The sequence below is a fragment of the Pseudomonas sp. MIS38 genome, assembly GCF_019891575.1.
GTDB classification, from domain to species: Bacteria; Pseudomonadota; Gammaproteobacteria; order Pseudomonadales; family Pseudomonadaceae; genus Aquipseudomonas; species Aquipseudomonas putida_A.
In genome coordinates, this window is sequence record NZ_JAFLXF010000001.1 from 485,721 (window position 1) to 512,179 (window position 26,459).

A 26,459-nucleotide genomic window follows, 5' to 3' on the forward strand; every position below is an offset into this window, starting at 1 on the left:
AAAAAAATGCCCGTATCGCTGGATACGGGCATTTTTTATGCCGCGCCTGAAGCAGTCCTGACCTCAGACGGCGACAAAAAACGGCAAGGCCAGGTAAAGCTTGATGACGATCACATTGATGATGTCAATGAAGAATGCACCGACCATCGGCACCACCAGAAACGCAATCTGCGAAGGCCCGAAACGCTGCGTCACCGCCTGCATGTTCGCAATGGCGGTTGGCGTTGCGCCCAGGCCAAAACCGCAATGCCCCGCCGCCAGGACCGCCGCGTCGTAGTTACTGCCCATCACTCTGAATGTCACAAAAATCGCAAACAGCGCCATGACCAACGTTTGCGCAGCCAGGATGATGAATATCGGCAGTGCCAACGCTGCCAGATCCCAGAGTTTGAGAGACATCAAGGCAATTGCCAGAAACAGCGACAGGCTGACATTGCCCAGCACCGACACTTCACGCTCGAATACCTGATACAGGCCCAGCGCCGATAGCCCGTTACGTAGCATCACCCCCACAAACAAAACGCAGACAAACGTTGGCAACTCGAATGCGGTTCCGTGCAGAAAGCCATTCAGAAGATTGCCAGCCAATAAACTGACCGCAATCAATGCCAGTGTCTCGATAAACGAAAAGGGCGTAATCGAGCGCTCTTTGTTCGGCTGCTCAAAACCCTTTGGCATCCGTGGCGTTTCTTGAAACTGGCAACCGGGCACCTCAACGCGTTTGATGAGCAGGCGGGCCACAGGCCCACCTATCAAACCGCCCAGGACCAAGCCGAAGGTTGCCGAGGCGATTGCAAGCTCGGAGGCCGAAGCAAGGCCGTACTTTTCACTGAATACCGTGCCCCACGCCGCCCCCGTACCGTGACCGCCCGCAAGCGTGATCGAACCCGTCAGGAGCCCCATCAACGGATCAAGACCCAACGTTTTGGCAAGGCCAATGCCCAAAGCGTTCTGAACCACCAGAAGCCCGGTAACCGCCAGTAGAAATATGCCGACTACGCGACCACCCTTTTTCAGGTTGGCAAAGTCTGCGCTCAAACCGATTGTGGCAAAGAAAGCCAACATCAACGGCGTCTGCAGTGAAGTATCGAATCTGATTTCTATATCAAAAGTTCGCAATATCAATAAACCCAGCGCAACTACCAGTCCACCGGCGACGGGTTCAGGAATATTGTAATTACGCAGAAATCCGACTCGTGCAATAAGTCCGCGCCCCAGTAATAGCACCAGAGAGGCGGCCACGAGCGTTCCATAAAAATCGAGCTGGATCATTGGGGATATTCTTGGCTATTTATTCATCAGGCGCACTTTTACCCGCGCACGCCTATTGAATCGGCTGATTGTCTCAACACTGATTGATGTGGAATTCAAGGGCCTTTGATGGCTTGAATATATCGAGATATTTCTGAAGCAAAGTTGCGCGGAGCAACCTTAACAATCGACAAGTCCTGTTGCCAAGGACTGAGATCGCGTTAAAGCATTGCAGTTGTGACTAAAAGTGTAGGCGTTAGATATATAAAAAATATCCACTACCGCTTGTCGCAGATAGAACTGCTCCTACACGAAAGAGTAATTATTCGAGTTGCAAAAACACAAATGCCCTGACAAGTCAGGGCATTTACATTAAAACTTTACGAGTCACGGAGGCTTTGCATTGATCGTTATTTGATCAGTCGCCAAGTGAATGGATAACGGTAGGGAAAGCCTTCGTTCGCCTTCACCCCGGCAATGATCGTCAGCACCAACGCGCCGATGGCCAGCAGGCCCAGCAAGAAGAAGCCGATGATCAACACCATCAGCAGCAGACAGATCGCGGCAGCAATCGCCACGGTGATTTGAAAGTTCAGCGCTTCCTTGCCCTGAGCGTCGATGAATGGATCGGTCTCGCGCTTCATTTGCCACAGGATCAGCGGCCCGATCAGGTTGCCGAACGGAATCCAGATCCCCAGCAAGGCGGACAAGTGACAAAACATCGCCCATTGGCGAACCTCCTGGCTCGGCTTGGGCAGCAACTCTTGCTCATCACTCATCACGTCCTCCTTGCGGGTTGCGAACCTGCTCAGTCGGCCAGTGCAGCCTTTTGCAGTTCGAAGATTTCGTTCATGCCTTTCTTCGCCAGTTCCAGCATGGCGTTCAGATCTTCAGGCTGGAACGGCGCGCCTTCGGCGGTACCCTGGACTTCGATGAAGCCACCGGTGCTGGTCATCACCACGTTGAGGTCGGTCTCGGCGGCGGAATCTTCAAGATAGTCCAGATCCAGCACCGGCTCGCCCTGATACATGCCGACCGATACCGCGCCGATCATTTGCTTGAGCGGGTCGCCGCCTTTCAGGCCGCCGCGCTTCTTGATCACTTTCAGTGCATCGACCAGTGCCACCATGGCGCCGGTGATAGAGGCGGTGCGGGTGCCGCCGTCAGCCTGGATCACGTCGCAGTCGACGTACAGGGTCACGTCGCCCAGCTTGGACATGTCCAGCGCAGCGCGTAGCGAACGGCCGATCAGGCGCTGGATTTCCAGGGTGCGGCCGCCCTGCTTGCCACGGCTGGCTTCACGCTGGTTACGCTCGCCAGTGGCGCGCGGCAGCATGCCGTACTCGGCGGTCAACCAGCCCTGGCCTTGCCCTTTGAGGAAGCGCGGCACGCCGTTTTCGACGCTGACGGTGCAGATGACCTTGGTATCACCGAATTCGACCAGTACGGATCCCTCGGCGTGTTTGGTGTAGTTGCGGGTAATGCGGATCGAGCGAAGCTGATCGGCAGCGCGACCACTTGGACGTTTCATAGGGAATACCTGTACTGGGGACGGAAAACTGCCGAGCATTATAGAGCGCTGCACCGCGCCTGGGCACGGGTTAAAAATTCCGACCGTCGACCCAGAGGCCTGAAACGCGCATAACCGACGGCCTGCAGCCCTTTGTCACACCGTGTGTTTGGGCGCATCCGCCGCACTGCGCTACAATCCTGCGCCTTTGCTGCCAGTCGGCTTAAATTCATTGATATCGAGCCTGCGGAACATCCCTTCTGCGCCGATCTGCATTGCGAGGTCACCGCCATGGTGCACAGCATGACCGCCTTCGCCCGCGTCGAGAAAGCCGGCGTCCAGGGCACCCTGAGCTGGGAGCTGCGCTCGGTCAACAGCCGCTATCTGGAACCGCACCTGCGCTTGCCGGAGTCGTTCCGCGACCTCGAGGGCGCGGTGCGTGAAGCCCTGCGTCAGGGCCTGTCGCGGGGCAAACTGGAATGCACCCTGCGCTTCACCGAAGAAAGCACCGGCAAGCCGTTGCAGGTCGACCGCGAGCGCGCCGCGCAACTGGTCGCCGCCGCCGAAACCGTTGCCGGCCTGATCAAGAACCCGGCAGCACTCAACCCGCTGGAAGTGCTGGCCTGGCCCGGCGTACTGGTGGCCGACGCCACTGATCCACAGGCGCTGAACGCCGAGGCGCTGGCGCTGTTCAATCAAGGTCTCAAGGAACTCAAGGCCGGCCGCGAGCGCGAAGGCGCGGAGCTGGCACGCCTGATCAACGAGCGCCTGACTTCCATTGAAGAGGACGTCGTGACCTTGCGTGAACTGGTGCCGCAGATGCTCGCGACCCAGCGTCAGAAAGTCCTCGACCGCTTCACCGACATGAAGGCCGAACTGGATCCGCAGCGCCTGGAACAGGAAATGGTCATGCTCGCGCAAAAAAGCGATGTGGCCGAAGAACTGGATCGCTTGAGCACCCACATCATCGAAGTGCGCCGGGTGCTCAAGTCCGGCGGTGCCGCCGGTCGGCGCCTGGATTTCCTGATGCAGGAGCTCAACCGCGAAGCCAACACACTGGGCTCCAAGGCCTTCGATCCGCGCAGCACCCAGGCCGCCGTCAACCTCAAGGTGTTGATCGAGCAGATGCGCGAACAAGTGCAGAATATTGAGTAAGGCAACAGACATGACCCACAGCACCGGCACCCTGTACATCATTTCCGCGCCATCGGGCGCAGGCAAGAGCAGCCTGGTCAAGGCTTTGACCGATGCCAATCCGGAGATCCGCGTCTCGATCTCCCACACCACCCGCGCCATGCGTCCGGGTGAAGTGGACGGCGTGAACTATCACTTCGTGACTCGCGAAGAGTTCGTGAAGATGGGCGAGCACGGCGATTTCCTCGAACGCGCCGAAGTCTTCGGCAACTTCTATGGCACCTCGCAAAGCCGCCTGCAGCAGACGCTGGACGAAGGTCACGACCTGATTCTGGAAATCGACTGGCAAGGCGCCGAACAAGTGCGCAAGCTGATGCCGCAAGCACGCTCGATCTTCATCCTGCCGCCGTCGTTGCAAGCATTGCACCAGCGCCTGACCAACCGTGGCCAGGACAGTGACGAGATCATTGACGGGCGGATGCGCGAAGCCGTCAGCGAGATGAGCCACTATGTCGAGTACGACTATCTGATCATCAACGACGATTTCGCCCATGCACTGGACGATCTTAAGGCGATTTTCCGCGCCAATCAGCTGCAACAGAAACGCCAGCAGGTACGTTTCGGCAAATTACTGGCCGAACTGCTCGGTTAATCAGCACTTCCCAAAACCGCTGCAAGCGCTTTACATTGGTGCTTGCAGCGCGTTGAAGGGTCTGGTCAAAAAATCAGCGCTTCCCTAATCGCTGGTGATTTTTTAAACTGCTCAGTCCGCTCGCCCAACCGGGCAGCGCGCATATTGCATTCGCTCCGAGGAATACCATGGCCCGCGTAACCGTTGAAGACTGCCTAGAACACGTGGAAAACCGCTTTGAGCTGGTCATGCTCTCTACCAAGCGTGCCCGTCAACTGGCCACCGGCGGCAAAGAGCCACTGGTCCAGTGGGAAAACGACAAGCCGACCGTTGTCGCCCTGCGTGAAATCGCAGAAGGCCTGATGAGCTACGAGTTCATCGCCGAGCAGGAAATCGTCCACGAAGACCCGGTCTTCGCTGCGTTCGAGGACGAGTCCAACGAGGCCGTCTAAGCCTATGCCTGGTCGACGTAGCACGGCGCGGGAACACAGCCTACGGCAGGAGTCATCATGCCGAGCATAGACGCCCTCGCCGATCGCTTATCGACCTACCTCGGCAACGACCAGGTCAACCTGGTCCGCCGAGCGTATTTCTACGCCGAACAAGCCCATGACGGTCAGCGCCGTCGCAGCGGCGAGGCGTACGTCACGCATCCTCTTGCGGTGGCGAATATTCTTGCCGACATGCACATGGACCATCAGAGCCTGATGGCCGCGATGCTGCATGACGTGATCGAAGACACCGGTATCGCCAAAGAAGCGCTGCAAGCGCAGTTCGGTGAAACCGTGGCCGAACTGGTCGACGGGGTCAGCAAACTGACCCAGATGAACTTCGAGACCAAGGCCGAAGCCCAGGCTGAAAACTTCCAGAAAATGGCCATGGCCATGGCGCGCGACATTCGCGTGATCCTGGTCAAGCTCGCCGACCGCCTGCACAACATGCGCACGCTGGAAGTGCTGTCCGGGGAAAAACGCCGCCGGATCGCCAAGGAAACCCTCGAAATCTACGCGCCCATCGCCAACCGGCTGGGCATGCACGCCATTCGTATCGAATTCGAAGACCTCGGCTTCAAGGCGATGCACCCGATGCGTTCCGCGCGGATCTACCAGGCGGTCAAGCGCGCCCGGGGCAACCGCAAGGAAATCGTCAACAAGATCGAAGAGTCCCTCGGCCACTGCCTCGCGATCGACGGCATCCAGGGCGAAGTCAGCGGTCGCCAGAAACACCTCTACGGCATCTACAAGAAAATGCGCGGCAAGCGTCGGGCCTTCAACGAGATCATGGACGTCTATGCGTTCCGGATCATCGTCGACAAGGTCGATACCTGCTACCGCGTGCTGGGTGCTGTGCATAATTTGTACAAACCGTTGCCGGGACGCTTCAAGGATTACATCGCGATTCCCAAGGCCAACGGCTATCAGTCGCTGCACACCACGCTGTTTGGCATGCACGGCGTACCGATCGAGATCCAGATCCGTACCCGCGAAATGGAAGAGATGGCCAACAACGGCATTGCCGCACACTGGCTGTACAAATCCAGCGGTGACGAGCAGCCGAAAGGCACTCACGCCCGCGCCCGCCAGTGGGTCAAAGGTGTGCTGGAAATGCAGCAACGTGCCGGCAACTCGCTGGAATTCATCGAGAGCGTGAAGATCGACCTGTTCCCGGACGAGGTCTACGTGTTCACGCCCAAAGGCCGGATCATGGAGCTGCCCAAAGGCTCCACGGCGGTCGACTTTGCCTATGCGGTGCACACCGACGTCGGCAACAGCTGCATCGCCTGCCGGATCAACCGCCGTCTCGCACCGCTGTCCGAACCGCTGCAAAGCGGCTCCACGGTCGAGATCGTCAGCGCACCGGGCGCGCGGCCGAACCCGGCGTGGCTCAACTTCGTGGTCACCGGCAAGGCACGTACGCATATCCGCCATGCACTGAAACTGCAACGTCGCTCCGAGTCCATCAGCCTCGGCGAACGCCTGCTGAACAAGGTGCTCAACGGTTTCGACAGCTCACTGGAGAAGATCCCGGCCGAGCGCGTCAAGGCGATGCTCACCGAATACCGCCTCGAACTGATCGAAGATTTGCTCGAAGACATTGGTCTGGGCAACCGCATGGCCTATGTCGTGGCGCGCCGTCTGCTCGGCGAAGGCGAACAGCTGCCAAGCCCGGAAGGCCCGCTGGCGATTCGCGGTACAGAAGGCCTGGTGCTCAGTTACGCCAAGTGCTGCACGCCGATCCCCGGTGACCCGATTGTCGGGCACCTGTCGGCGGGCAAAGGCATGGTCGTGCACCTGGACAACTGCCGCAACATCAGCGAAATCCGGCACAACCCGGAAAAATGCATCCAGCTCTCGTGGGCCAAGGATGTCACCGGCGAATTCAACGTCGAGCTGCGCGTCGAGCTGGAACACCAGCGCGGCCTGATCGCCCTGCTGGCCAGCAGCGTCAACGCGGCCGACGGCAATATCGAGAAAATCAGCATGGACGAGCGCGATGGCCGCATCAGCGTCGTCCAACTGGTGGTCAGCGTCCACGACCGTGTGCACCTGGCCCGCGTGATCAAGAAACTGCGCGCCCTGACCGGGGTCATCCGCATCACCCGCATGCGTGCCTAATTCACACCTAACAAGGAGTCATACATGACCAAGACCGTTATCACCAGCGACAAGGCCCCAGCCGCCATCGGTACCTACTCCCAGGCGATCAAGGCCGGCAACACCGTCTACATGTCGGGCCAGATTCCTCTGGACCCAAAGACCATGGAACTGGTTGAAGGCTTCGAAGCCCAGACCGTCCAGGTGTTCGAGAACCTCAAAGCCGTGGCTGAAGCCGCTGGCGGTTCGTTCAAGGACATCGTCAAGCTGAACATCTTCCTCACCGACCTGAGCCACTTCGCCAAGGTCAACGAGATCATGGGCAAGTACTTCGACCAGCCGTACCCAGCGCGCGCCGCCATCGGCGTTGCTGCCCTGCCGAAGGGTTCGCAAGTCGAAATGGATGCCATCCTGGTCATCGAGTAATGCGCACGGCGCAGCCTTCAAACGCTGCGCCGACTGCTCTGCGGTAAAGAAAAGGTTTTGAAAGGATTCCACCATGCGCAAAGCGCTTGCTCTCTCGCTGCTCGCCATTTTCCTCGGCGGCTGTGCCAGCGACCCCGCCGACCGTGACATCAGCGGCACCTGGATCAACCAGGTGGCGATCGACGCTGCTGCCAAGGGCGGCCCCCTGCGCGAAGCGCTTCAGGCCTATGGCCCGAACCTGGAGTGGGACGTCAACACCAAGGCCGGTCAGGCCCGCTACACCAACGGTTTCGAGAACGTCGAAGGACGGCTGCAGGGTGAACAGTCCGGCGCCTGGAAAGTCGACTTCTATGGCAGCTCCGGCAGTGAGCTGAAGCGCGACGGCGGACGGATGAAACAAGCCGCCACCGAGAACGAGCCGGATCAGTTGTTCGACCGCGCACAAATCCCCGTGCCGGAAGGCGCACCGATTGGCGCCAGTTTCGAACGCGCACTGTATTCGGCCTATCTGGGCGGCAGCTGGAAGATTGCCAGCGGCGACGGCGAAGGCAACACCGTGCAGTTCCAGGCCGATGGCCAGGTCTCCGGCCTGCCCGGCGCCGACCGCTATGCCCTGTGCCTGGCAGGCGACTGCGCCTCGATGAACAGCGACCACGACAGCATGTGGCTGCAACTCAACGGCCAGGGCAACAACTGGATCTTTGCCCGCAAAGGCAAGGCGCTGGAGATTTTCCAGGCAGTGAATACCGCACTGGCGGATGAAATGCCGCAGTTCACCCCGGGTGAACGCAAGTGGTTGCTTGAGAAGCAGTAACCGCGCCTGAAAGTAACACTTAACCCTGTGGGAGCGGGCTTGCTCGCGAAGAGGGTGTGTCAGTCGACATCATGTTGCCTGACACACCCTCTTCGCGAGCAAGCCCGCTCCCACAGTGGTTTGTGGCGTTAGAAAGTCAGCACTTGCCTTCAAGAATCGCCGCATAGCCTTCACGGTAACTCGGATACGTCGGCGTCCAGCCCAGTGCCTTCGCCCGGGCATTGCTGCAGCGCTTGCTGCCGGTGCGGCGTACGCTGGCGTCTTCCGCCCAATCGGTGACACCCAGATACTCGCGTAGCCAGGCGACCACTTCGGCCAAGGGTGCGGGCGCATCGTCCACCCCGATATAAACATCCTGCAACGGCGTGCCCTGATGAGCTGCCTGCAGCAGAAACGCCATCAGCCCCGCCGCGTCATCAGCATGAATGCGATTGCCGTATAGCGGCGGCTCGACCGCCACCCGATAACCGCGACGCACCTGGGTCAACAGCCATTCACGTCCCGGGCCGTAAATGCCGGTCAGGCGCACAATGCTCGCCGGGATGCCGCTGTTCAGCGCCACTTGCTCAGCCTCAAGCATCACTCGCCCGGAATAGCCGCTGGCGACGGTCGCTGAATGTTCGTCGACCCACTCCCCTTCCTGCTGCCCGTACACACTGCTGCTGGAAACGAACAGCAGCCGCTCAGGGGTCTGCCCATAGTCGTCCAGCCAGCTCAGCACGTTCTGCAAACCCTGCACGTAAGCCGCACGATAACCGGCCTCATCGTGATCGGTTGCCGCTGCGCAATACACCAGGTAATCCACCGCCCCGACCGGCCAGGTCTCTGGGCAATCTTCCTTGAACAGGTCTCCGGCGACGCCGATGACGCCATCCGGCAAACGCGAAACATCACGGCGCAGACCATGCACCTCCCAGCCGGCGGCCAACAATTGCGTAGCCAGACGACTGCCGACGTCACCGCAACCGGCAATCAAAACAGAAGGCGCGGACATGAAAAAACTCCCAAACGAAAGGAACAGACTAGCCCTCGCAAAGGACGAACGGCTAGCAATGAAGGAAAAAAAGAAACTCTATTACTTTTGTTAACAAGAATTACTTGCAATAATGCACCCCACTTTTGTTCTCGGCCTCACGAGGCCTGGAAGAGCATCACCGTTTTTCTACCTCAGGTCCGGCCAGCATGACACGTAATCAATTCCCCGCTTCGCCAACCACACGACCTCGCGCCTGGAGCGCGGTGGCGGCCCTGCTGCTCAGCCTGATGCTGGCGCCGACCGCTGCTTTCGCTGACGCACAAGCGCCAGCCGCTCCGGCTGCCACCGAACAGCACGCGCCTGCTACCGCCGCGCCAGCCGCCACCGACCCGGTACAGGCTGTAGACGCCAGCGCAGCAGACGCGCCTGAAGTGCTCGAACCTGACAACAGCTTGGGCATGGCCCACGACCTGTCGCCATGGGGCATGTACCAGAACGCCGACATCATCGTGAAAATCGTGATGATCGGTCTGGCCATCGCTTCCATCATCACCTGGACCATCTGGATCGCCAAAGGCTTCGAGCTGATGGGCGCCAAGCGTCGTCTGCGCGGTGAAATCGCTGCCCTGAAAAAAGCCGCGACCCTCAAGGAAGCCAGCGCCACTGCGGCAAAGGAAGGCACCCTCGCCAACCTGCTGGTGCACGACGCCCTCGAAGAGATGCGCCTGTCGGTCAACAGCCGCGAGAAAGAAGGCATCAAGGAGCGCGTCAGCTTCCGTCTTGAGCGTCTGGTCGCTGCCTGTGGCCGCAACATGAGCAGCGGCACCGGCGTCCTCGCCACCATCGGTTCCACCGCGCCGTTCGTCGGCCTGTTCGGTACCGTGTGGGGCATCATGAACAGCTTCATCGGCATCGCCAAGACCCAGACCACCAACCTTGCCGTCGTGGCGCCGGGCATCGCCGAAGCGCTGCTGGCCACCGCGCTGGGGCTGGTTGCCGCGATTCCTGCGGTGGTGATCTACAACGTGTTCGCCCGCTCCATCGCCGGCTACAAGGCGCAGGTGTCCGACGCTTCGGCGCAGGTCCTGTTGCTGGTCAGCCGTGACCTCGATCACCAGCCTGAGCGCAGCAGCTCGCAACCACACATGGTGAAAGTGGGGTAATCGGCCATGGGCCTGCATTTGAAAGAAGGCGCAGACGACGATCTGGCCGAGAACCACGAAATCAACGTCACGCCGTTCATCGACGTGATGCTGGTACTGCTGATCATCTTCATGGTGGCCGCGCCGCTGGCTACCGTGGACATCAAAGTCGACCTGCCGGCCTCGACCGCCAAACCGGCGCCGCGCCCGGAGAAACCGGTGTTCCTCAGCGTAAAAGCTGATCAGCGTCTGTACATCGGCGACGACGAAGTCAATGCCGATACCCTTGGCGCCGTGCTCGACGCCAAGACCCAGGGCAAAAAAGACACCACCATCTTCTTCCAGGCCGACAAGGGCGTGGACTACGGCGACCTGATGAGCGTGATGGATAAATTGCGCTCGGCCGGTTACCTGAAGGTCGGTCTGGTGGGCCTTGAGAGCGCAGCCAAGAAATGATCACGACGCGCCATAAGCTGACGCGTTACAGCGGTAGCCTGACCGTGGTGCTGGGCGTTCACGCGCTGGCCATCGCGCTGGCGCTGAACTGGACCGCCCGCCCGCCCATCGAACTGCCGCCGCAGGCAATGATGGTCGAGCTGGCACCGGTTCCGACCCCGCCACCGCCTGCTCCGCCGAAAGTCGTCACACCGCCGCAGCCACCGGCTCCGGTCGAAGAGTTGCCGATTCCGAAACTGGCTGAAGCACCCAAGCCCGAGATTGCCGTACCGAAGCCCAAACCCAAGCCAAAGCCGAAACCGCAGCCGCCCAAACCGGTCGAGAAAAAACCGGAGCCGGTGAAGGAAAAACCTTCCGAGGAAAAACCGGCGGAGACGCAGCCGACCCAAGCACCGACGGAGAAATCCGCCCAGCCGGCACCGGGACCGTCGCCCGCACAATTGGCCGCCAAGGCCAGCTGGCAAAACACCCTGCTCGCGCACTTGGGCAAGTACAAAAAGTACCCGCAAAGCGCACAGGCACGGGGCAAGGAAGGCCTGAACCGTCTGCGTTTCGTGGTGGATGCCGAAGGTAATGTGCTGTCGTTCGAACTGGTGGGCCGCTCGGGCAACGCCGATCTGGACCGGGCCACCCTGGAAATGATCCGCCGCGCACAACCGCTGCCCAAGCCACCGGCGGACATGTTGACCAACGGCTCGGTCGAAATTGTCGCGCCGTTTGTGTACTCGCTGGATAAACGCCGCTGATCCATTGTGGGAGCGGGCTTGCTCGCGAAAGCGTCGTGTCAGTCGACATCAATGGTTCTGACACACCGTATTCGCGAGCAAGCTCGCTCCCACAGGGTTTTATGTCGACTATCAGATTGAAATAAAGGCACCGAAAGGTGCCTTTTGCCTATCTGGCAACGGCAAACTCACATTGCCCGGTGTCGCATTCCTCACTCAGTCTGATAACGTGCGTCTATCGATTGCAGCCGTTATGCTTGGCCCGCAACTTCATGGACGCTTGCTATGACCCTCACAGAATTACGCTACATCGTTACCCTCGCCCAAGAGCAGCACTTCGGCCACGCCGCCGAGCGTTGCCACGTCAGTCAGCCGACCCTGTCGGTGGGCGTGAAAAAACTTGAAGACGAACTCGGTGTGCTGATTTTCGAGCGCAGCAAAAGCGCCGTGCGCCTGACCCCGGTCGGCGAAGGCATCGTCGCCCAGGCGCAGAAAGTCCTGGAACAGGCGCAAGGCATCCGTGAACTGGCCCAGGCCGGCAAGAACCAGCTGACCGCCCCGCTGAAAGTCGGCGCGATCTACACCGTCGGGCCGTACCTGTTCCCGCACCTGATTCCACAACTGCACCGGGTCGCCCCGCAGATGCCGTTGTACATCGAAGAAAACTTCACCCACGTGCTGCGCGACAAACTGCGCAACGGCGAGCTCGACGCGATCATCATCGCCCTGCCGTTCAACGAAGCCGACGTGCTGACCCTGCCGCTGTACGACGAGCCGTTCTACGTCTTGATGCCAGCCCAGCACCCGTGGACGCAAAAAGAATCCATCGACCCGGGCCTGCTCAACGACAAGAGCCTGCTCCTGCTCGGCGAAGGCCACTGCTTCCGCGACCAGGTGCTTGAGGCCTGCCCGACCCTGACCAAGGGCAACGATGGCGCCAAGCACACCACAGTGGAATCCAGCTCGCTGGAAACCATCCGCCACATGGTCGCGTCCGGTTTGGGCATCTCGATCCTGCCGCTGTCGGCGGTGGACAGCCACCACTACGCCCCCGGCGTGATCGAAGTACGCCCGCTGTCGGCGCCGGTGCCATTCCGCACCGTGGCGATTGCCTGGCGCGCGAGCTTCCCGCGGCCGAAAGCCATCGAAATCCTCGCCGACTCTGTTCGCCTGTGCTCGGTGGCCAAGCCCGCCGCGCCGGTCACGGCCGGTTAAGCCAGGGTCATGACCGAGCTGTCGCAAGTGTCGGTGACGGCACTCAAGGGTGTCGGCGAAGCCATGGCCGAGAAACTGGCCAAGGTCGGCCTGGAGAATCTCCAGGACGTGCTGTTTCACCTGCCGCTGCGTTATCAGGATCGCACCCGCGTGGTGCCGATCGGCCACTTGCGCCCGGGCCAGGACGCCGTGGTCGAAGGCACCGTCAGCGGTGCCGACGTGGTCATGGGCCGGCGTCGCAGCCTCGTCGTGCGCATGCAGGACGGCACCGGCGGACTGAGTCTGCGCTTCTACCATTTCAGCAACGCGCAGAAAGAAGGCCTCAAGCGCGGCACACGGATTCGCTGCTACGGCGAAGTGCGCCCCGGCGCCTCGGGGCTGGAAATCTACCACCCGGAATACCGCGCCATCACCGGTGACGAACCGCCGCCGGTGGATGAAACCCTGACCCCGGTTTACCCGCTCACCGAAGGCCTGACCCAACAGCGCCTGCGCCAGTTGTGCATGCAGACCCTGACGCTGCTCAAGCCAAACACCCTGCCCGACTGGCTGCCGACCGAACTGGCCCGCGACTACCAACTGGCGCCGTTGGCCGACGCGATCCGCTACCTGCACAACCCGCCCGCCGACGCCGATGTCGATGAGCTGGCCCTCGGTCATCACTGGGCCCAGCATCGGCTGGCCTTCGAAGAGCTGCTGACCCATCAACTGTCGCAACAACGTCTGCGCGAAAGCATGCGTTCACTGCGCGCGCCAGCGATGCCGAAGGCGAAAAAGCTGCCGCCGAAATACCTGGCCAACCTCGGCTTCAACCCGACCGGCGCCCAGCAACGCGTCGGCAACGAAATCGCCTACGACCTCAGCCAGCACGAACCGATGCTGCGGCTGATTCAGGGCGATGTTGGCGCGGGCAAAACCGTGGTCGCCGCCCTCGCGGCACTGCAAGCGCTGGAGGCCGGTTATCAGGTCGCGCTGATGGCGCCGACCGAGATCCTCGCCGAGCAACACTTCATCACCTTCAAGCGCTGGCTCGAACCGCTGGGCATCGACGTCGCGTGGCTGGCCGGCAAGCTCAAGGGCAAGAATCGCGTCACCGCGCTGGAACAAATCGCCAGCGGCACGCCGATGGTGGTCGGCACCCACGCGTTGTTTCAGGACGAAGTGCAGTTCAAGAACCTCGCGCTGGTGATCATCGACGAACAGCACCGCTTCGGCGTGCAGCAACGTCTGGCGCTGCGGCAGAAAGGCGTCGGCGGGCGCATGTGCCCGCATCAACTGATCATGACCGCCACGCCGATCCCGCGCACGCTGGCGATGAGCGCCTACGCCGACCTCGACACCTCGATCCTCGACGAACTGCCACCCGGTCGCACCCCGGTCAACACCGTACTGGTCACCGACACCCGTCGCGTCGAAGTCATCGAACGGGTGCGCAGCGCCTGCGCCGAAGGGCGTCAGGCCTATTGGGTGTGCACGCTGATCGAAGAGTCGGAAGAGCTGACCTGTCAGGCCGCCGAAACCACGTTCGAAGACCTCACCGCCGCCCTCGGCGAGCTGAAAGTCGGACTGATCCACGGGCGCATGAAGCCTGCCGAGAAAGCCGCGGTCATGGCCGAATTCAAGGCCGGCAACCTGCAACTGCTGGTCGCCACCACGGTGATTGAGGTCGGCGTCGACGTGCCCAACGCCAGCCTGATGATCATCGAAAACCCCGAACGTCTCGGCCTCGCGCAGTTGCACCAATTGCGTGGCCGCGTTGGCCGGGGCAGCGCGGTCAGCCATTGCGTGCTGCTCTACCATCCGCCGCTGTCGCAGATCGGCCGCCAGCGCCTGGGCATCATGCGCGAGACCAACGACGGTTTCGTCATCGCCGAAAAAGACCTCGAACTGCGCGGCCCCGGCGAAATGCTCGGCACGCGCCAGACCGGCCTGCTGCAATTCAAGGTCGCCGACCTGATGCGCGACGCCGACCTGCTGCCCGCCGTGCGCGATGCCGCGCAAGCTTTGCTCGAACGCTGGCCGACTCACGTCAGCCCACTGCTCGACCGCTGGCTGCGTCACGGGCAGCAATACGGCCAAGTGTGAGCACCGTCGCAGTTTGTGCAGGATCGTTCCTACAGAGCTGGTTATACTCCTGCCATTGTTTCAAAAACGGATACAGACCATGACTGACGCAGCTCTCGCCCCTGAACTTCCGCACGCGCCGTCTGTAATTCGGCTGCTGCTCGGCAAGCTGGGGATCGCCTACGAAGAAGTGCTCGACCACCACGGCCTCAACGCTTCGCGCAAGGTACAAGCCGTGTTGCTGGACGATGCCGTCGGCGCGCTGATGGTGCTGTTTCCGCAGAGCCAGTTGCTCGACCTCAACCGCCTCGCCGAACTCACTGGCCGACGCCTGACCGCCGTGTCCACCGAGCGCCTGGAAAAGATGCTCGGCAAACACAGCCTGAGCCTGCTGCCGGGCCTGCCGGCGCTGACCAGTTCGCCGTGTCTCTACGAAGAGAGCCTGCTGCGCGAACCGAAGCTGCTGATCAACTCCGGCGAGCCGGGCCTGCTGCTGGAAATCACCAGCGAAGCCTTCAAGAGCATGCTGACCAAGGCCAGCGCCGCCAACTTCGGCGAAGCCCTGAGCAGCATCCGCCCGAACCTTGATCGCCCGGACGATGACCGCGAGGAAATCACCCAGGCCGTGCAGGCATTCACCGCACGCCGGATCCAGCAGCGTCTGGAAGCGACCATCGAAATTCCGCCGCTGGCTGAGACCGCGCAAAAAATCATCAAGCTGCGCGTCGACCCCAACGCCACCATCGACGACATCACCGGCGTGGTCGAAACCGACCCGGCGCTGGCTGCACAAGTGGTGAGCTGGGCGGCGTCGCCGTACTACGCTTCGCCGGGCAAGATCCGCTCGGTGGAAGACGCGATCGTTCGCGTACTGGGCTTCGATCTGGTGATCAACCTGGCGCTGGGTCTGGCCCTCGGCAAGACCCTGAGCCTGCCGAAAGACCACCCGCAACACACCACGCCGTACTGGCAGCAGTCGATCTACACCGCCGCCGTCATCGAAGGCCTGACCCGCGCCATGCCGCGCGCCCAGCGCCCGGAAGCCGGCCTGACCTACCTCGCCGGTCTGCTGCACAACTTCGGTTACCTGCTGCTGGCCCACGTGTTCCCGCCGCACTTCTCGCTGATCTGCCGCCACCTGGAGGTCAACCCGCACCTGTGCCACAGCTACATCGAGCAACACCTGCTCGGTATCAGCCGCGAACAGATCGGCTCGTGGCTGATGCGCTACTGGGACATGCCCGATGAACTGGCCACCGCCCTGCGCTTCCAGCACGACCCGAGCTACGACGGCGCCTACGCCGAATACCCGAACCTCGTCTGCCTGGCCGTGCGCCTGCTGCGCAGCCGCGGCATCGGCTCCGGCCCCGACGAAGACATCCCCGACGCCCTGCTCGAACGCGTCGGCCTGACCCGCGACAAAGCCAACGACGTGGTCAGCAAAGTGCTTGAGGCTGAAGTCCTGCTGCGTGAGCTGGCCTCACAATTCAGCCAGGCTTGAAAACTTCGCGAGCAAGCTCGCTCCCACAAGGTTTCGGTGACCTCCTGTGGGAGCGAGCTTGCTCGCGAAGAATCCACCCCAATCTACCTGCCTGACACAAAACCTGTGGTGAGGGGATTTATCCCCGACCGGCTGCGCAGCAGTCGCAATCCCAGCCAACAGCGTGTGTCAGTTATATCGAGGTCTCAGGTTTTGGGGCCGCTTCGCAGCCCATCGGGGATAAATCCCCTCACCACAACAGCCCATCCACTCAAGCCCATCACTCAAGCCCTTCTACTCAAGCCTTAGGCTTGGCCTTCCTCGGCTTCAAATACTTCATCAACCCCTGAAACCACATCACCAACGCCGGATTCCCCTTCAGCTGAATCGACTTGTCCTGAATCCCCTGCATAAACGCCAACTGCTTGTTCTTCGCCTGCATCGTGGCAAAGGCATAACCCGCATCCTTGAACGCAATCGCAAACGCCGGCTCCGCCACCACCCCAGACTTGCTGGTAACCCGCTGGTTCTTCACCACGAAATGCCGCGCCACTTTCCCGTCCAGCGTCTGCAGCTGAAACACCAGATCCTTGTCCCCCAACTGCTGCTGGAACGCAGGATTTGTCCGGCTGGCCTTACCCATCAACAAACCCATCATCCACAGAAGAAAACGAAATTTCATGCGCACAGCCTCAAAAGGAAAATGAACGGCCGGGGGAGTGTAAGGGATTCATACGATAACGCCACTATCCGCCGCTATTGGAAGATGATGCAGACCATCTCCCGCACGATGACCGCCAAGTCACGCCTCAGCACCCACCGTCCTACACCTGTTGAAACACATCCCTGTAGGAGCTGCCGAAGGCTGCGATCTTTTGATCTTCCGGCCTGCAAACCTATGGGAAATTTCCTGCAAGGCGTGGTGTTGTGCGAGAACTAGGCAGGTTGGAGCATCGTCGATAGCCTGTGTGTGTCTCCGCAAAATCGGTGACTCGGACGTGCAAGTCCAGACTCGTCATGCATTCAGTTATGGCTATTCGCCGGGTGTTTTCCTATGCTCGCGAACTGTTATGGCGGCTGTGTATGGGAGGCCTTCGGGTCTGCCGGTTTCCGAGTCCGGTCTTGCACACCTATGCACAGCTGCCACCCTCTCGAAGCAAGCGAAACGGTGTTGGCTCCATAACTCGGAAAATACTTATGATCAAACCAACACCCAATCCCCCCGAAACCCCAGACATATCGCCCTACGAATCGCTGGAATCCAAGAAATTCCACGAGGCCGCCGAACGCGCCCTCGACCACCATTTCAAACCGCGCACCGAATCCCAACCCAAACGCGAAACCGGCCTCTTCAGCCTCACCCCCGGCACCGACGCCGAAGCCCTGATGGCCAACGCCTCCGAAGACCTCCTGTCCATCAGCGCCATCGCCTGCGACCTCGCCGACGACCTCCACGGCTCCCGTCGCTCGGTAGCACTGGCCCTGAGCAGAATGGCGGATGGGGTGCGATTGATGGTGGAAGGGACGCTCGACCATATTGAAGTGCGGAACCTGGCAGCCAAGTCCTAGCGAAATTTGCGGATGAAAAAAGGGGACGTTAAGTCCCCTTTCTGCACCTATCGGTAAAAAATCCAGACACAAAAAAACTGCCAATCAGGCAGCTTTTTCGAGAATCCGAAACCTTCAGCCGGCCAGTCGACCGACAGGCTCGAAATCACTGCCTTTGGACAGTGCGACATCCAGAAAGCGGCTGCGCTTACCGGAACGTTTGGCCAAAACCTCACGAGCTTCGGCCTGGAACCGGGCAGCCATCATAGGCTTGGGTTCATGTTTGGACTTTTTCATGGAAACCTCTCGGGTCTCGAAATTTGACTGGATAGTATTACCGCTCAACCCCAATAACAAGCCGGCCCGTCGGATCAAAGCCAAACCCTAAACTCTCATACAACGGTATAGCAGCGGCGGCTGGTTCTTGAACTTCAATTTCCGTACAACCTATTAAGATCGCGTAGTTTTCAATCGCGGTTAGCGCCAAAGCAGCCACGGTGCCTCGCAACGGATGAGATCTGTCCGGCTTGCCCTCCAGAATCACAATCTTGATGCACAGCTTGCTCTTGCGAGGTGAGGCATAACACAACCCACATAATTCCCGGTCGAACCAAAGCGAGACATCAAAGCCTCGGATGTCAGCCTGCTTCCATTGATGCACGTCATGCCATGGGTATAGCGTAGCCTCATCCCCCCACAGATCGGCGGCTTCAATGGCAGCAAGAGTAATGGGCTCATATCGAATTTGAGTTGTATCAATACCTCTGGTTATGAGGTTCTGGTTCTCGCGCGCCAGGGCTTCCGCTGCCTTACGCGCCTCAGATCTCCAGATCTGGTAGCGATACCCGTTCCCTCGACTCTTGGACATGGACAACCACTGGCAATTTTCAAGGTCGAGAGAGTAACGGCGTTTGAAAGCTTTTGAACATCAACAGAAATACCCTGACATTGATTATCTGGTCCGAGCAATCCGCGGCCCTTTAGCCTCAGCCCACTTACGCCATCGTTCATCGGCAGGACGGGTGAGATTGGTTACGCCGTAACGAGATTTGTGGATGTAAAAAAGGGGACGTTAGGTCCCCTTTCTTCAAGACTTTATCCCCACTGACAACCCGTCTCTGGGGAGGCCTCGATGCTGAAGTCTTCATCGAACGAATACTGTTTTCCGGATTTGTAATTCGTGTAACGCATTGAGTTCACCCGAGCGCCTTGCGTTGCAATGACATACTGCCCTGTCACTGCACCGTCTGAAACTTCCACCCAAGTCGTCGTGAATTCGTAGGGGCCGTCCTCCGTCATGACGTATTCTTCGGTTCGGTGATGAACCAGAGCAATGGCGTTCTTCGACTTGCTATACCTGACACTTGCGCCGCTCCATTTGGCGGCCGCGTCGTAATAGGTTCTGAATTCAAAATCGATATTTTTGCCTTCCAGCGAGCGGAAGCACCTTACCTGTGTAGAAACTTCACTGTGCGCAGCCAGTGGCATTAGAAGAAGCACAGAAATAAACGCAGGCAAAAATTTCAAACCGAACATTCCTTTAGCGGTTTCATGAGGTATCAGAAAACACATCTACAGCAACTCAACGAGCGTTGATCACGCCTCGGGCGCCAAAGCGCGGCGCTCACCCACCCTCGCCGGGATCTTCGAAGCCTTCCCCGCTTCAGACATTCGCGATGAGTATTGCTTGTATGCCGCCACCGCCCGCTCTTTATCGTTCAGGGCCCAATAACTGTCAGCGAGATTCAGATAAGCAACCGTCCTGTTTGGGTGGTTGGCAATCACTGCATTGAGCAACTCAATCGACTCAGCGTAGTAATCCGCCTCGCCCAGTAAAAACCCAAGGTCGTTGGACCAGCCGGGACGCTGCGGGTAGTAGTACTTTGCGACGATATAGCTTTCCGGGGGACAAGTGTCATGCGAGCCGCCGCCCATCAACGCGTAGCTCATCGTATCCTTGAAGGAAGAGTCATCACCCTTTCGGTAGGCTGCCAGCGCCATATCCAGCAAATCAGCCGAATCGACGGTCATCAATTTCTTTCTCACGCCCTTAATACTGCCAGTACGAGCAACCTGCAGCTTCTGCAGCGCTTCACGCCCATCGAAAGAAGCGAGAGTGATGGGGCCCAATGTCTGCACCGGCAACTCCACTACGCTGACAAGCGACCGGTCACAGGAGTCGTTGTTCGCCACTTCCAGGAGAGCTTTCAGCTCAAACTGCTTTGAACCTCTGTTGAAGGCGAACAACAGGTTGAAGTTATAAACCGCGTTATCTTCTTCGCTGGTTACTAGCGCGATGTAATCCCCAGCCTCAACGAACGGCTGCTTGACCACAGCTTCCTCAGCCTGTGGATCAATGACGGTCATGACGCCAGGGCGACCTTTGAGTACATGGACGCTGAAGACACCCTGAAGCGCAGACGAGTACTGACTCTTGATCAGAGGCAGCGCCTTCGACGTATCGAGCAATATGTCCTCATCACGTGCCTGTACCGGCGCAATCAACAACCGGTTAGAGGCCTCGTCCGCGTCTCCTGCCAGAACGAATACGTTCTGCCGTGATGCATCACCCAGCAAACTCGCAGGAATTTCCTTGAGGACTTGCGGGGTAGAAAATGCGTAGGAAGTGGATAAAAGCCCAAGGCTCAACACGATAAAGCGGAAGAACATATTCACTGTTTCATTCCCTGAATTTCAGATCGCTCAACGACGCGTTGCGAAATCTTCTGCGCTTTGCCGGCGGCACTCATCGCGTCGCGGTACTCGCGGTAATACCGCTGCGCTTCCTCTTGCCGATCAAGTCGCCACAGCGAATCAGCCATGTTCAGCATCAGCACTGTGCGTTTGCCGACAGCTTCAACGCCTCGATAAAACTTCATTGCCAACTCATCGTTACCGCCCTCGGCCAGATAAAAACCGAGGTCGTTGTAAGCCTGAACATTTTGCGCCGGGGGATGACACGCCATATAGGATTCCGGGCTTAAAAAGCTCAGGCTCCATTCGATGGACTCTGCTCGGGACTGCGCAGGCTTAATACTCGAAGAATTTTTCAGAAGGTCCTTTGGTGGCTTAGTCTCCAAGACAGGATTGAGTACCCCGCCCTCTTCAGAAACCCATTGATTACCCACCCATTTACCCTCACAAAACCGTTCGTAAGTCTCAGCAAGTACGCAACCGGTTTCCATCGAGATCACATCGCAATGTCCCTGTGATGTCGCTATTTCCTCGCCGTTCTCACCTATGACAACGCCGTACTCCACCGCAGTCGCCAGTAGAAATTTTTTGTCAGGGCTGAGCCACTCGGGATAGGCCTGAGCACCAATGCCGGCATGGAACAAGGGGAACGTTTGTCCATTCGCGGTGAACCAGGCGGTCGTAGATTCCACGACGGGCGTTGTCCATTTTTTTGCCTGGAACGTAACGGTGTTTCCGGCGGCTCCCACTATTGGCGGGTCAACGGCAAAGACATTGGCAGCGCTGAACAAACTGCCGATCATCAACACCCACTTAAGGCTGGCCATAGCTAATCCTTTTCGCCGTTAGCCGGCCTTTTGTTTTGTCAGGCACTTTGCATAGCCGTCCGCAAACTTGGCATCGAATGACAATGCCACTGGCTCCTCCAACTCCGCCGAGCTATTGAGCAATACACGGGTAGCCGGGGTGTATTTGATCCAGCCAATCGTGCCGGTGCCGTCGGTGTCGAAAAACAGCTGAGCGCGCACTACTTCACCGTCGTCCTCATCGATCAGCAAATTGACCTTGTCCTTGCCGACATAACGAAACGGAAAATCGCTGCTCCTGACAAGCTCAGTAAGGTAGCCGTAGCAACTCCCTTCGCTGGCAGTCGCGGTCAGTGAATGAGGTAATAGCGAAAGCGCAATCAGCACAGGCCGAATGAAAAACCGGTTCATCCACTCACTCCTCATCCATCGGCGGCGATTCCACGTCGGTCATGCTCAGCAGCCGAAACTCATTGTTCACAAACTCGTAGTAACGATCCCGATTACCACTTTCCAACGCATTCCCCTGCGCATCTTCTTCGCCGTCGAGCGTGATGCCGGAGACGATGATCAAGCGGCTATCTGGCTGGTAAACCATGCCAAAAGTGCTGCCGTCGTAAGCATTCGGCAGACCGCCAACTACTTCACCGGTCTGGGCGTCCAGCACTTCGCCGCAAATGGCGCTACCGCCACAGCCGAGCCTGTGCAGGATGTAATGGCCGGCGAAGTTGACCTTGCCTTTCAGGGCTTGTGCCCGCGCTTGGTCCATCATTGGGCTGCTGTTTTCTTGCGGCACCAGATTATGGTTGGGGCCGTTGAAAACTGGCGTGACGGTGTAATCCTTGAAGGTTGGATCTGCAGCGAAGGCCATGGCGGTTGAAATTGCCAAGAGACAGCCCGCTAACAGTGACAGCCAGTTCATACGCAACAACCGTCGTTTCACTTCGTATCCTTCGAATTCATCAATTCCAGTTCACCATCCCGATACAACACCTCACACCCCAACCACGCCGGATCCACCTGCGGCATCACCGCCGACGGCTTGCGCAACTCGCGCAACAACGTCGAACCATGGGACAACCGCCCGCCCATACGCGCAATCACCGCTCGTGCTGCTTGATAGTGCGCATGCCGCCCCGGATCTAGGGTGTCTTCCAACAAAATGTCCACGCCGAGAATGCCTTGCACTTGCCCCGGATAAATCATGAAACCGGTGGCCTGCTCCGCACCTTCGCGACCGTCCTGCCAAAAGCTGCCATCGCGGGTGCGCACGTCGGGATGCGGCGCGAACCAATGTTCGCGATCCGCCATGGGCATGGCGTGGTGCAGACGGAAGAAGATGCGCATCAGATTGTCGCGATACCACTCGCGTACTTGCAGGTAGTAACCGCGCAGGCCCGGCAGGCCGGTCGAATGCGCGAGGCGGATCAGCCCGGACCATTGCGGGAATGGCTGTAGCGGCAGTTCGCTCGACGCGGGTCGCGGGGTGGCCGGGTCGGTCTCCCACGGCAATCGATGCGGACTGTTTTCCAGATTGTCGTACGCGGTCGGCGGGCGGCCCAGCCAGTCGCCGCCACTGCTGGCCAGCGCCGTGGCGATGCACAGATTGCCTTGCACCACGAACACGTAGAACCGGGTGAACCAGTCCGCGAGTTGTTGGCCATTGGCACTTTGGGCGACCAGTTCGGCCAGCTCCCGATCGAAGCGCTGCAAACCGTTTTCAAGGCTCAGCAAATGGCCGCGAGCCTTGCGTTGCATACGCAAAAATAGCGGCAACGAACGCAGCATCTTCAGCGGTTGCCACGGCAGATGCGGCGTCGCACCACCAACTTCACCGGCGTAGTTATCGGCGCTGATGCCCCAGTCGGCCAACCGGGCAAGAAACAGGTCATTGTTGATGTAGGACGCGCCGCCGAACACAGCAGTGAACGGCTCGTTGTCCTGCAACACTCGCGCATCCCAGCGCGCCATGATCGCCGGGATACTCACCGCCGCGCGGCGTTGGGCGTACTCCACCAGCACGCTCGGTTGCGGCGGCAGGATCTCGGCGATGTTGGCGGCGGTGAGGTGCCGGCGCCAGCCGTAGTCGCTGATCGGCCGGTATTGCAGCAGCCAGAGTTGCGAACCGTCCCAGGCCCATTCGACGTCGCCGGGCACGTAGTGGAACACGCGCACCACGTCTTGCAGAAAGCGCCAGAGCAGGTCTTCGGTCAAGCCGTGGGTCGGCGTGAACGTGCCGCTGCGCCACGCATCGCCGAGTCGCGAAAGCGTTGCTCGTGAGGGGCTGACATGACCGTCGGCCAACGATTCGAGATGGCCTTCAACCCATTCCAGTTCTACCGAGAGATGACGCACGAATGCGATCCCGGAAACCACCGGGGTGATGAAGCGTTGCACCACCACTTCCTCGACGCCCTCGGCCGTCAGTTCAGCGATGCGTTTCGGCAAATTGGCGGTCGGCTCGCGCAGATAGGTGGTGCTCAAACCGGCATTTGCCGAATCGGCCTGATCCTCGCCATAACTGGAGGAGCGCACCGCCCAGGTCACGTCGGGTTGGGCAGCGAGAAATGTTGGCAGACGCGGATCATTGCAATCGTTGAGCGTCAGCGCCGCCGGCACCGCTTGCCGCGCCAGTTCAGCCAGGCGCAAACGCCCGCCCTTGGTGTGCGCAACAAACCCGCGCTCGCCCGACTCCAGCCATTGCGCGAACTGCGCGGGCGAGTCGATCCACGGGTAATGGCCCCAACCGGGTTTGAGGCTGATAGTCAGATCAGCGCGAGCGAGAATCGCCGACCACGCCGCCGCTTGCTCGATGCCGAGCACAGCGTCCTGATCGCCCCAGACCAGCTCGACCGGATCGGTGATCCACTCCAGCAGCGGCAGCGCGGTGTCGGCGCGAATCAGGTCCCAATGCGGTACGAACGCACGGCAACGCGCATAGCCGGCGCCCATGCGCTGGTACTGCGCGGGCGTCCAGGTCTGGTTGGAGAACTTGCGGGCGAACAGCGTGGGTTTGTTCGAGAGCAACCAGTGAATGGTCTTGCGAATCGGCAGCGGCGACATCAGTGCAGGCAACCGCCGCTGCCACAGAAACGCACCGACCGGCGCCAACAAAACGCTGCGGGAAAAGTGCCCCGGCCGACGTTGCAACGCATGCAACACCAGCAACGCATTGACCCCGACCGCCATGATCGCGCTGCCCTGCTGTGTCATCGCCAGCAAGGTCTGCGCGTAGTCCGCCAGATCCTCACAGGGCGGCTGCGGATTGGTGCCGAAACCCGGCAACTCCAGCGGCATGACGTCGTAGCGCTGAAAGTGCGGCAGCGCGTCATCCCACCAATCGGCGGCGCTGCCGTTGCCGGCCAACAGGTACATCAAGGGCTTGCTCATGAGCGATCCTCAGGTCAGGTCGCGCAGAGCGGCGTCGAGGGTTGGATAACGGAACGTGTAGCCAGCCTCGGTCAAACGCTGCGGCACCACGCGCTGACCGTCAAAGAACAACTGCGCCATCTCCCCTGCCAGCGCACGCACTGGCGCGGCGGGAATATGGAACCACACCGGACGCTTGAGGACCTTGCCGGCCTGCTCGGCGAACGCTGCCTGACTGACCGTTTCCGGCGCCACCATGTTGTAGGTACCGCGCAGACTGTCGTCATCGAAAGCCCTTGCGATCACCTGAAGCACATCATCGCGATGCACCCAACTCATGATCTGCCGACCATCGCCCATGCGCCCGCCGAAGCCCAAGCGGAACGGCAGCAGCAACGGCGTCAACGCGCCGCCCGGGCCGAAGACCACGCCGAGGCGTAGCACCACCTGACGCACGCCAAACTCAGTGGCCGGTTGCGCGGCGGCTTCCCAACGCGCGCAGAGTTCGGCCATGAAACCGTCGCCCTTGCTGGCGTGTTCATCGAGGCTTTCGCTGGCATCGCGCACGCCGTAGAAGCCGATGGCCGAGGCTTGAATCCACAGCGTTGGTTTTTGCTTGGTGTTCTTCAGCCAGGTCATCAACGCTTCGGTGGTGCCGACTCGGCTGGCGAGCAGTTGCGCCTGACGCTTGGGACTCCAGCGTGGGCCGGCGACGGGTGCTCCGGCGAGATTGATCACTACGTCGAAGGCTTCGTCGCGGCTGAGTTCGCTGAGCGAATGCACGCAGCGGACGCGGCCGTTGAATAGATTGGCCGCGTTCAACGGATCGCGTGTCAGGACGCTGACCGAGTGGCCCGCGTCGAGTAATTGATTGACCAAGGCTTCACCGATAAACCCGGTGCCGCCAGTGATCAGCACACGATTGAAAGCGCCGCCGGCAAACGGGTTGGATTGGCTCGGAGTCTTTACTGAAGGAGATTTTCGGCGGTCATGTCGATACAGCCAGAATAACGGCGGCACCAACACCAGCAATGCAAAACCATCTAGCCATAGATGCGACCAAACCTGTTGTTGCGCTGAGAGCCACATGTCCTGAGGCGCCCATAACAGGATGCCCGCGATCAACCAGCCCCAAACTGCCGGGGCTTTCAAGCGATTGCCCAAGTGCACCAGCGCGAGCATGTACAGCGAATAACTTTGCAGCGTCGCGCCGAACAGCGCGAGCCACCAGACTTGTTGTTCGTGGCCGGCAGCGGGTACTGCGTCGGCGCCCCAGAATGCGAGTTCGAGGGTGTGCAAATAGCCGTCGAGTAAACCGGAGTGACCGGCCCAAGTCAGGGTGAGGCCGGCGAGAATGTGCACGATTGAGGCGGCGTATAGCCAGAGTACTAACGCGGGGCGAAGGGAGATCGAGGGGGCTGGCATTCCGTGTCCTGAGCGCATTCCTTGGGGGTGGGGAGTTTAAAGGAAAATCGCGGTCGTCAGATGCTCAAGTATTAAACGTTCAAGCGCTGCGGATTCTGGCTCAGCGCATATGAAAACGCGTTAGCCATGGTGGTGGAACGCGTTTGATCACATCGAGGTGAAAAGGCGTCGGGCGCTATAAACGCCCTTCTTCACTTAA

At 59.7% G+C, this 26,459-nt stretch carries 27 protein-coding genes; 13 read left to right on the forward strand and 14 right to left on the reverse strand.

The genetic code is table 11. The features are described from left to right. Positions 1 to 63 precede the first annotated feature (63 nt). The 3 genes from gltS to rph all read right to left on the reverse strand — a co-directional run bounded on the left by gltS (position 64) and on the right by rph (position 2,782). Positions 64 to 1,272: a sodium/glutamate symporter gene (gltS, locus tag J1G18_RS02200; RefSeq protein ID WP_096796084.1), complete on the reverse strand. Its 1,209-nt coding sequence runs from the start codon at positions 1,270 to 1,272 to the stop codon at positions 64 to 66. A 389-nt stretch (positions 1,273 to 1,661) separates the two neighbouring features. Beyond that, the gene (locus J1G18_RS02205) at positions 1,662 to 2,030 is read right to left on the reverse strand and encodes a DUF4870 domain-containing protein (RefSeq protein WP_003229492.1); all 369 of its coding nucleotides are present in this window, start codon (positions 2,028 to 2,030) and stop codon (positions 1,662 to 1,664) included. Between the two features lie 29 nt (positions 2,031 to 2,059). Next, entirely contained in the window at positions 2,060 to 2,782 is a 723-nt protein-coding gene (rph, locus tag J1G18_RS02210) for a ribonuclease PH (RefSeq protein ID WP_027610407.1), read from the reverse strand. A gap of 270 nt (positions 2,783 to 3,052) precedes the next feature. Here rph and J1G18_RS02215 point away from each other — a divergent pair, with 270 nt between their 5' ends. The 6 genes from J1G18_RS02215 (at position 3,053) to J1G18_RS02240 (ending at position 8,360) form a co-directional block, all read left to right on the forward strand. Beyond that, the gene (locus J1G18_RS02215; protein ID WP_102356281.1) at positions 3,053 to 3,916 is read left to right on the forward strand and encodes a YicC/YloC family endoribonuclease; all 864 of its coding nucleotides are present in this window, start codon (positions 3,053 to 3,055) and stop codon (positions 3,914 to 3,916) included. Positions 3,917 to 3,926: 10 nt separating this feature from the next. After that, positions 3,927 to 4,547, forward strand: coding sequence for a guanylate kinase (gene gmk, locus J1G18_RS02220; RefSeq protein WP_003229498.1), 621 nt, complete (start codon positions 3,927 to 3,929; stop codon positions 4,545 to 4,547). A 167-nt stretch (positions 4,548 to 4,714) separates the two neighbouring features. Beyond that, a complete protein-coding gene (gene rpoZ, locus J1G18_RS02225) occupies positions 4,715 to 4,978 on the forward strand; it encodes a DNA-directed RNA polymerase subunit omega (RefSeq protein ID WP_003229503.1) in 264 nt (87 codons plus the stop codon). Positions 4,979 to 5,035: 57 nt separating this feature from the next. Next, entirely contained in the window at positions 5,036 to 7,141 is a 2,106-nt protein-coding gene (spoT, locus tag J1G18_RS02230; RefSeq protein WP_007920338.1) for a bifunctional GTP diphosphokinase/guanosine-3',5'-bis pyrophosphate 3'-pyrophosphohydrolase, read from the forward strand. A 24-nt stretch (positions 7,142 to 7,165) separates the two neighbouring features. Next, positions 7,166 to 7,546, forward strand: a complete 381-nt coding sequence (locus tag J1G18_RS02235) for a RidA family protein (RefSeq protein WP_003229509.1) — start codon at positions 7,166 to 7,168, stop codon at positions 7,544 to 7,546. Positions 7,547 to 7,619: 73 nt separating this feature from the next. Then, on the forward strand, positions 7,620 to 8,360 hold the full coding sequence (locus tag J1G18_RS02240; protein WP_027610405.1) for a hypothetical protein: 741 nt from the start codon (positions 7,620 to 7,622) through the stop codon (positions 8,358 to 8,360). A gap of 136 nt (positions 8,361 to 8,496) precedes the next feature. Here the strand turns inward: J1G18_RS02240 and J1G18_RS02245 are convergent, their stop codons facing one another. Further along, on the reverse strand, positions 8,497 to 9,354 hold the full coding sequence (locus J1G18_RS02245; RefSeq protein ID WP_098966278.1) for an SDR family oxidoreductase: 858 nt from the start codon (positions 9,352 to 9,354) through the stop codon (positions 8,497 to 8,499). 188 nt (positions 9,355 to 9,542) lie between these two features. Here J1G18_RS02245 and exbB point away from each other — a divergent pair, with 188 nt between their 5' ends. From exbB to J1G18_RS02275, 6 genes are all read left to right on the forward strand, one after another. Then, positions 9,543 to 10,499, forward strand: a complete 957-nt coding sequence (exbB, locus tag J1G18_RS02250) for a tonB-system energizer ExbB (protein ID WP_098966280.1) — start codon at positions 9,543 to 9,545, stop codon at positions 10,497 to 10,499. Positions 10,500 to 10,505: 6 nt separating this feature from the next. Then, complete coding sequence (gene exbD / locus J1G18_RS02255) at positions 10,506 to 10,934, forward strand: TonB system transport protein ExbD (protein ID WP_007962355.1); 429 nt, start codon at positions 10,506 to 10,508, stop codon at positions 10,932 to 10,934. Continuing rightward, on the forward strand, positions 10,931 to 11,680 hold the full coding sequence (locus tag J1G18_RS02260) for an energy transducer TonB (RefSeq protein WP_223007026.1): 750 nt from the start codon (positions 10,931 to 10,933) through the stop codon (positions 11,678 to 11,680). Before exbD ends, J1G18_RS02260 begins: the two co-directional genes overlap by 4 nt. Positions 11,681 to 11,944: 264 nt before the next feature. Beyond that, positions 11,945 to 12,874 (forward strand): hydrogen peroxide-inducible genes activator, encoded by a 930-nt coding sequence (locus J1G18_RS02265; protein WP_007962352.1) that lies wholly within the window; start codon positions 11,945 to 11,947, stop codon positions 12,872 to 12,874. Positions 12,875 to 12,883: 9 nt separating this feature from the next. Next, the gene (gene recG / locus J1G18_RS02270; RefSeq protein WP_103369795.1) at positions 12,884 to 14,959 is read left to right on the forward strand and encodes an ATP-dependent DNA helicase RecG; all 2,076 of its coding nucleotides are present in this window, start codon (positions 12,884 to 12,886) and stop codon (positions 14,957 to 14,959) included. 79 nt (positions 14,960 to 15,038) lie between these two features. Next, the gene (locus J1G18_RS02275; RefSeq protein WP_095137709.1) at positions 15,039 to 16,439 is read left to right on the forward strand and encodes an aminoacyl-tRNA deacylase and HDOD domain-containing protein; all 1,401 of its coding nucleotides are present in this window, start codon (positions 15,039 to 15,041) and stop codon (positions 16,437 to 16,439) included. Positions 16,440 to 16,716: 277 nt separating this feature from the next. Here the strand turns inward: J1G18_RS02275 and J1G18_RS02280 are convergent, their stop codons facing one another. Beyond that, on the reverse strand, positions 16,717 to 17,100 hold the full coding sequence (locus J1G18_RS02280) for a helicase (RefSeq protein ID WP_003229522.1): 384 nt from the start codon (positions 17,098 to 17,100) through the stop codon (positions 16,717 to 16,719). A gap of 515 nt (positions 17,101 to 17,615) precedes the next feature. On the opposite strand from J1G18_RS02280, the gene J1G18_RS02285 reads away from it, so the two are divergent. Next, the gene (locus J1G18_RS02285; RefSeq protein ID WP_027610398.1) at positions 17,616 to 17,987 is read left to right on the forward strand and encodes a DUF6124 family protein; all 372 of its coding nucleotides are present in this window, start codon (positions 17,616 to 17,618) and stop codon (positions 17,985 to 17,987) included. 114 nt (positions 17,988 to 18,101) lie between these two features. Here the strand turns inward: J1G18_RS02285 and J1G18_RS02290 are convergent, their stop codons facing one another. The 9 genes from J1G18_RS02290 to J1G18_RS02330 all read right to left on the reverse strand — a co-directional run bounded on the left by J1G18_RS02290 (position 18,102) and on the right by J1G18_RS02330 (position 26,260). Next, on the reverse strand, positions 18,102 to 18,263 hold the full coding sequence (locus J1G18_RS02290; RefSeq protein WP_177434699.1) for a hypothetical protein: 162 nt from the start codon (positions 18,261 to 18,263) through the stop codon (positions 18,102 to 18,104). A gap of 37 nt (positions 18,264 to 18,300) precedes the next feature. Beyond that, positions 18,301 to 18,834, reverse strand: a complete 534-nt coding sequence (locus tag J1G18_RS02295; RefSeq protein ID WP_064589829.1) for an N-acetyltransferase — start codon at positions 18,832 to 18,834, stop codon at positions 18,301 to 18,303. A gap of 227 nt (positions 18,835 to 19,061) precedes the next feature. Beyond that, the gene (locus J1G18_RS02300; protein ID WP_102356290.1) at positions 19,062 to 19,502 is read right to left on the reverse strand and encodes a hypothetical protein; all 441 of its coding nucleotides are present in this window, start codon (positions 19,500 to 19,502) and stop codon (positions 19,062 to 19,064) included. 60 nt (positions 19,503 to 19,562) lie between these two features. Next, positions 19,563 to 20,636 (reverse strand): tetratricopeptide repeat protein, encoded by a 1,074-nt coding sequence (locus J1G18_RS02305; protein WP_223007105.1) that lies wholly within the window; start codon positions 20,634 to 20,636, stop codon positions 19,563 to 19,565. A gap of 2 nt (positions 20,637 to 20,638) precedes the next feature. After that, positions 20,639 to 21,487, reverse strand: a complete 849-nt coding sequence (locus J1G18_RS02310) for a tetratricopeptide repeat protein (protein ID WP_135296842.1) — start codon at positions 21,485 to 21,487, stop codon at positions 20,639 to 20,641. Positions 21,488 to 21,505: 18 nt separating this feature from the next. Continuing rightward, positions 21,506 to 21,877 (reverse strand): hypothetical protein, encoded by a 372-nt coding sequence (locus tag J1G18_RS02315; RefSeq protein ID WP_135296843.1) that lies wholly within the window; start codon positions 21,875 to 21,877, stop codon positions 21,506 to 21,508. Positions 21,878 to 21,881: 4 nt separating this feature from the next. Beyond that, the gene (locus tag J1G18_RS02320; protein WP_167797108.1) at positions 21,882 to 22,337 is read right to left on the reverse strand and encodes a hypothetical protein; all 456 of its coding nucleotides are present in this window, start codon (positions 22,335 to 22,337) and stop codon (positions 21,882 to 21,884) included. A 68-nt stretch (positions 22,338 to 22,405) separates the two neighbouring features. Continuing rightward, on the reverse strand, positions 22,406 to 24,856 hold the full coding sequence (locus tag J1G18_RS02325; protein WP_223007027.1) for an alpha/beta fold hydrolase: 2,451 nt from the start codon (positions 24,854 to 24,856) through the stop codon (positions 22,406 to 22,408). Positions 24,857 to 24,865: 9 nt separating this feature from the next. After that, complete coding sequence (locus J1G18_RS02330) at positions 24,866 to 26,260, reverse strand: TIGR01777 family oxidoreductase (protein WP_135296845.1); 1,395 nt, start codon at positions 26,258 to 26,260, stop codon at positions 24,866 to 24,868. Positions 26,261 to 26,459: the final 199 nt, after the last annotated feature.

What these genes read in the sequence shown, in the direction of transcription:
- J1G18_RS02265 (WP_007962352.1), top strand. Translation starts at nt 11,945, where the DNA reads ATGACCCTCACAGAATTACGCTACATCGTTACCCTCGCCCAAGAGCAG.
- J1G18_RS02245 (WP_098966278.1), bottom strand. Translation starts at nt 9,354, where the DNA reads ATGTCCGCGCCTTCTGTTTTGATTGCCGGTTGCGGTGACGTCGGCAGT.
- J1G18_RS02300 (WP_102356290.1), bottom strand. Translation starts at nt 19,502, where the DNA reads ATGTTCGGTTTGAAATTTTTGCCTGCGTTTATTTCTGTGCTTCTTCTA.
- J1G18_RS02305 (WP_223007105.1), bottom strand. Translation starts at nt 20,636, where the DNA reads ATGTTCTTCCGCTTTATCGTGTTGAGCCTTGGGCTTTTATCCACTTCC.
- gmk (WP_003229498.1), top strand. Translation starts at nt 3,927, where the DNA reads ATGACCCACAGCACCGGCACCCTGTACATCATTTCCGCGCCATCGGGC.
- exbD (WP_007962355.1), top strand. Translation starts at nt 10,506, where the DNA reads ATGGGCCTGCATTTGAAAGAAGGCGCAGACGACGATCTGGCCGAGAAC.
- J1G18_RS02275 (WP_095137709.1), top strand. Translation starts at nt 15,039, where the DNA reads ATGACTGACGCAGCTCTCGCCCCTGAACTTCCGCACGCGCCGTCTGTA.
- rpoZ (WP_003229503.1), top strand. Translation starts at nt 4,715, where the DNA reads ATGGCCCGCGTAACCGTTGAAGACTGCCTAGAACACGTGGAAAACCGC.
- J1G18_RS02325 (WP_223007027.1), bottom strand. Translation starts at nt 24,856, where the DNA reads ATGAGCAAGCCCTTGATGTACCTGTTGGCCGGCAACGGCAGCGCCGCC.
- J1G18_RS02205 (WP_003229492.1), bottom strand. Translation starts at nt 2,030, where the DNA reads ATGAGTGATGAGCAAGAGTTGCTGCCCAAGCCGAGCCAGGAGGTTCGC.
- J1G18_RS02295 (WP_064589829.1), bottom strand. Translation starts at nt 18,834, where the DNA reads ATGTCCAAGAGTCGAGGGAACGGGTATCGCTACCAGATCTGGAGATCT.
- J1G18_RS02280 (WP_003229522.1), bottom strand. Translation starts at nt 17,100, where the DNA reads ATGAAATTTCGTTTTCTTCTGTGGATGATGGGTTTGTTGATGGGTAAG.
- J1G18_RS02315 (WP_135296843.1), bottom strand. Translation starts at nt 21,877, where the DNA reads ATGAACCGGTTTTTCATTCGGCCTGTGCTGATTGCGCTTTCGCTATTA.
- J1G18_RS02310 (WP_135296842.1), bottom strand. Translation starts at nt 21,487, where the DNA reads ATGGCCAGCCTTAAGTGGGTGTTGATGATCGGCAGTTTGTTCAGCGCT.
- gltS (WP_096796084.1), bottom strand. Translation starts at nt 1,272, where the DNA reads ATGATCCAGCTCGATTTTTATGGAACGCTCGTGGCCGCCTCTCTGGTG.
- J1G18_RS02320 (WP_167797108.1), bottom strand. Translation starts at nt 22,337, where the DNA reads ATGGCCTTCGCTGCAGATCCAACCTTCAAGGATTACACCGTCACGCCA.
- J1G18_RS02290 (WP_177434699.1), bottom strand. Translation starts at nt 18,263, where the DNA reads ATGAAAAAGTCCAAACATGAACCCAAGCCTATGATGGCTGCCCGGTTC.
- rph (WP_027610407.1), bottom strand. Translation starts at nt 2,782, where the DNA reads ATGAAACGTCCAAGTGGTCGCGCTGCCGATCAGCTTCGCTCGATCCGC.
- J1G18_RS02215 (WP_102356281.1), top strand. Translation starts at nt 3,053, where the DNA reads ATGGTGCACAGCATGACCGCCTTCGCCCGCGTCGAGAAAGCCGGCGTC.
- J1G18_RS02240 (WP_027610405.1), top strand. Translation starts at nt 7,620, where the DNA reads ATGCGCAAAGCGCTTGCTCTCTCGCTGCTCGCCATTTTCCTCGGCGGC.
- J1G18_RS02235 (WP_003229509.1), top strand. Translation starts at nt 7,166, where the DNA reads ATGACCAAGACCGTTATCACCAGCGACAAGGCCCCAGCCGCCATCGGT.
- J1G18_RS02260 (WP_223007026.1), top strand. Translation starts at nt 10,931, where the DNA reads ATGATCACGACGCGCCATAAGCTGACGCGTTACAGCGGTAGCCTGACC.
- J1G18_RS02285 (WP_027610398.1), top strand. Translation starts at nt 17,616, where the DNA reads ATGATCAAACCAACACCCAATCCCCCCGAAACCCCAGACATATCGCCC.
- spoT (WP_007920338.1), top strand. Translation starts at nt 5,036, where the DNA reads ATGCCGAGCATAGACGCCCTCGCCGATCGCTTATCGACCTACCTCGGC.
- J1G18_RS02330 (WP_135296845.1), bottom strand. Translation starts at nt 26,260, where the DNA reads ATGCCAGCCCCCTCGATCTCCCTTCGCCCCGCGTTAGTACTCTGGCTA.
- exbB (WP_098966280.1), top strand. Translation starts at nt 9,543, where the DNA reads ATGACACGTAATCAATTCCCCGCTTCGCCAACCACACGACCTCGCGCC.
- recG (WP_103369795.1), top strand. Translation starts at nt 12,884, where the DNA reads ATGACCGAGCTGTCGCAAGTGTCGGTGACGGCACTCAAGGGTGTCGGC.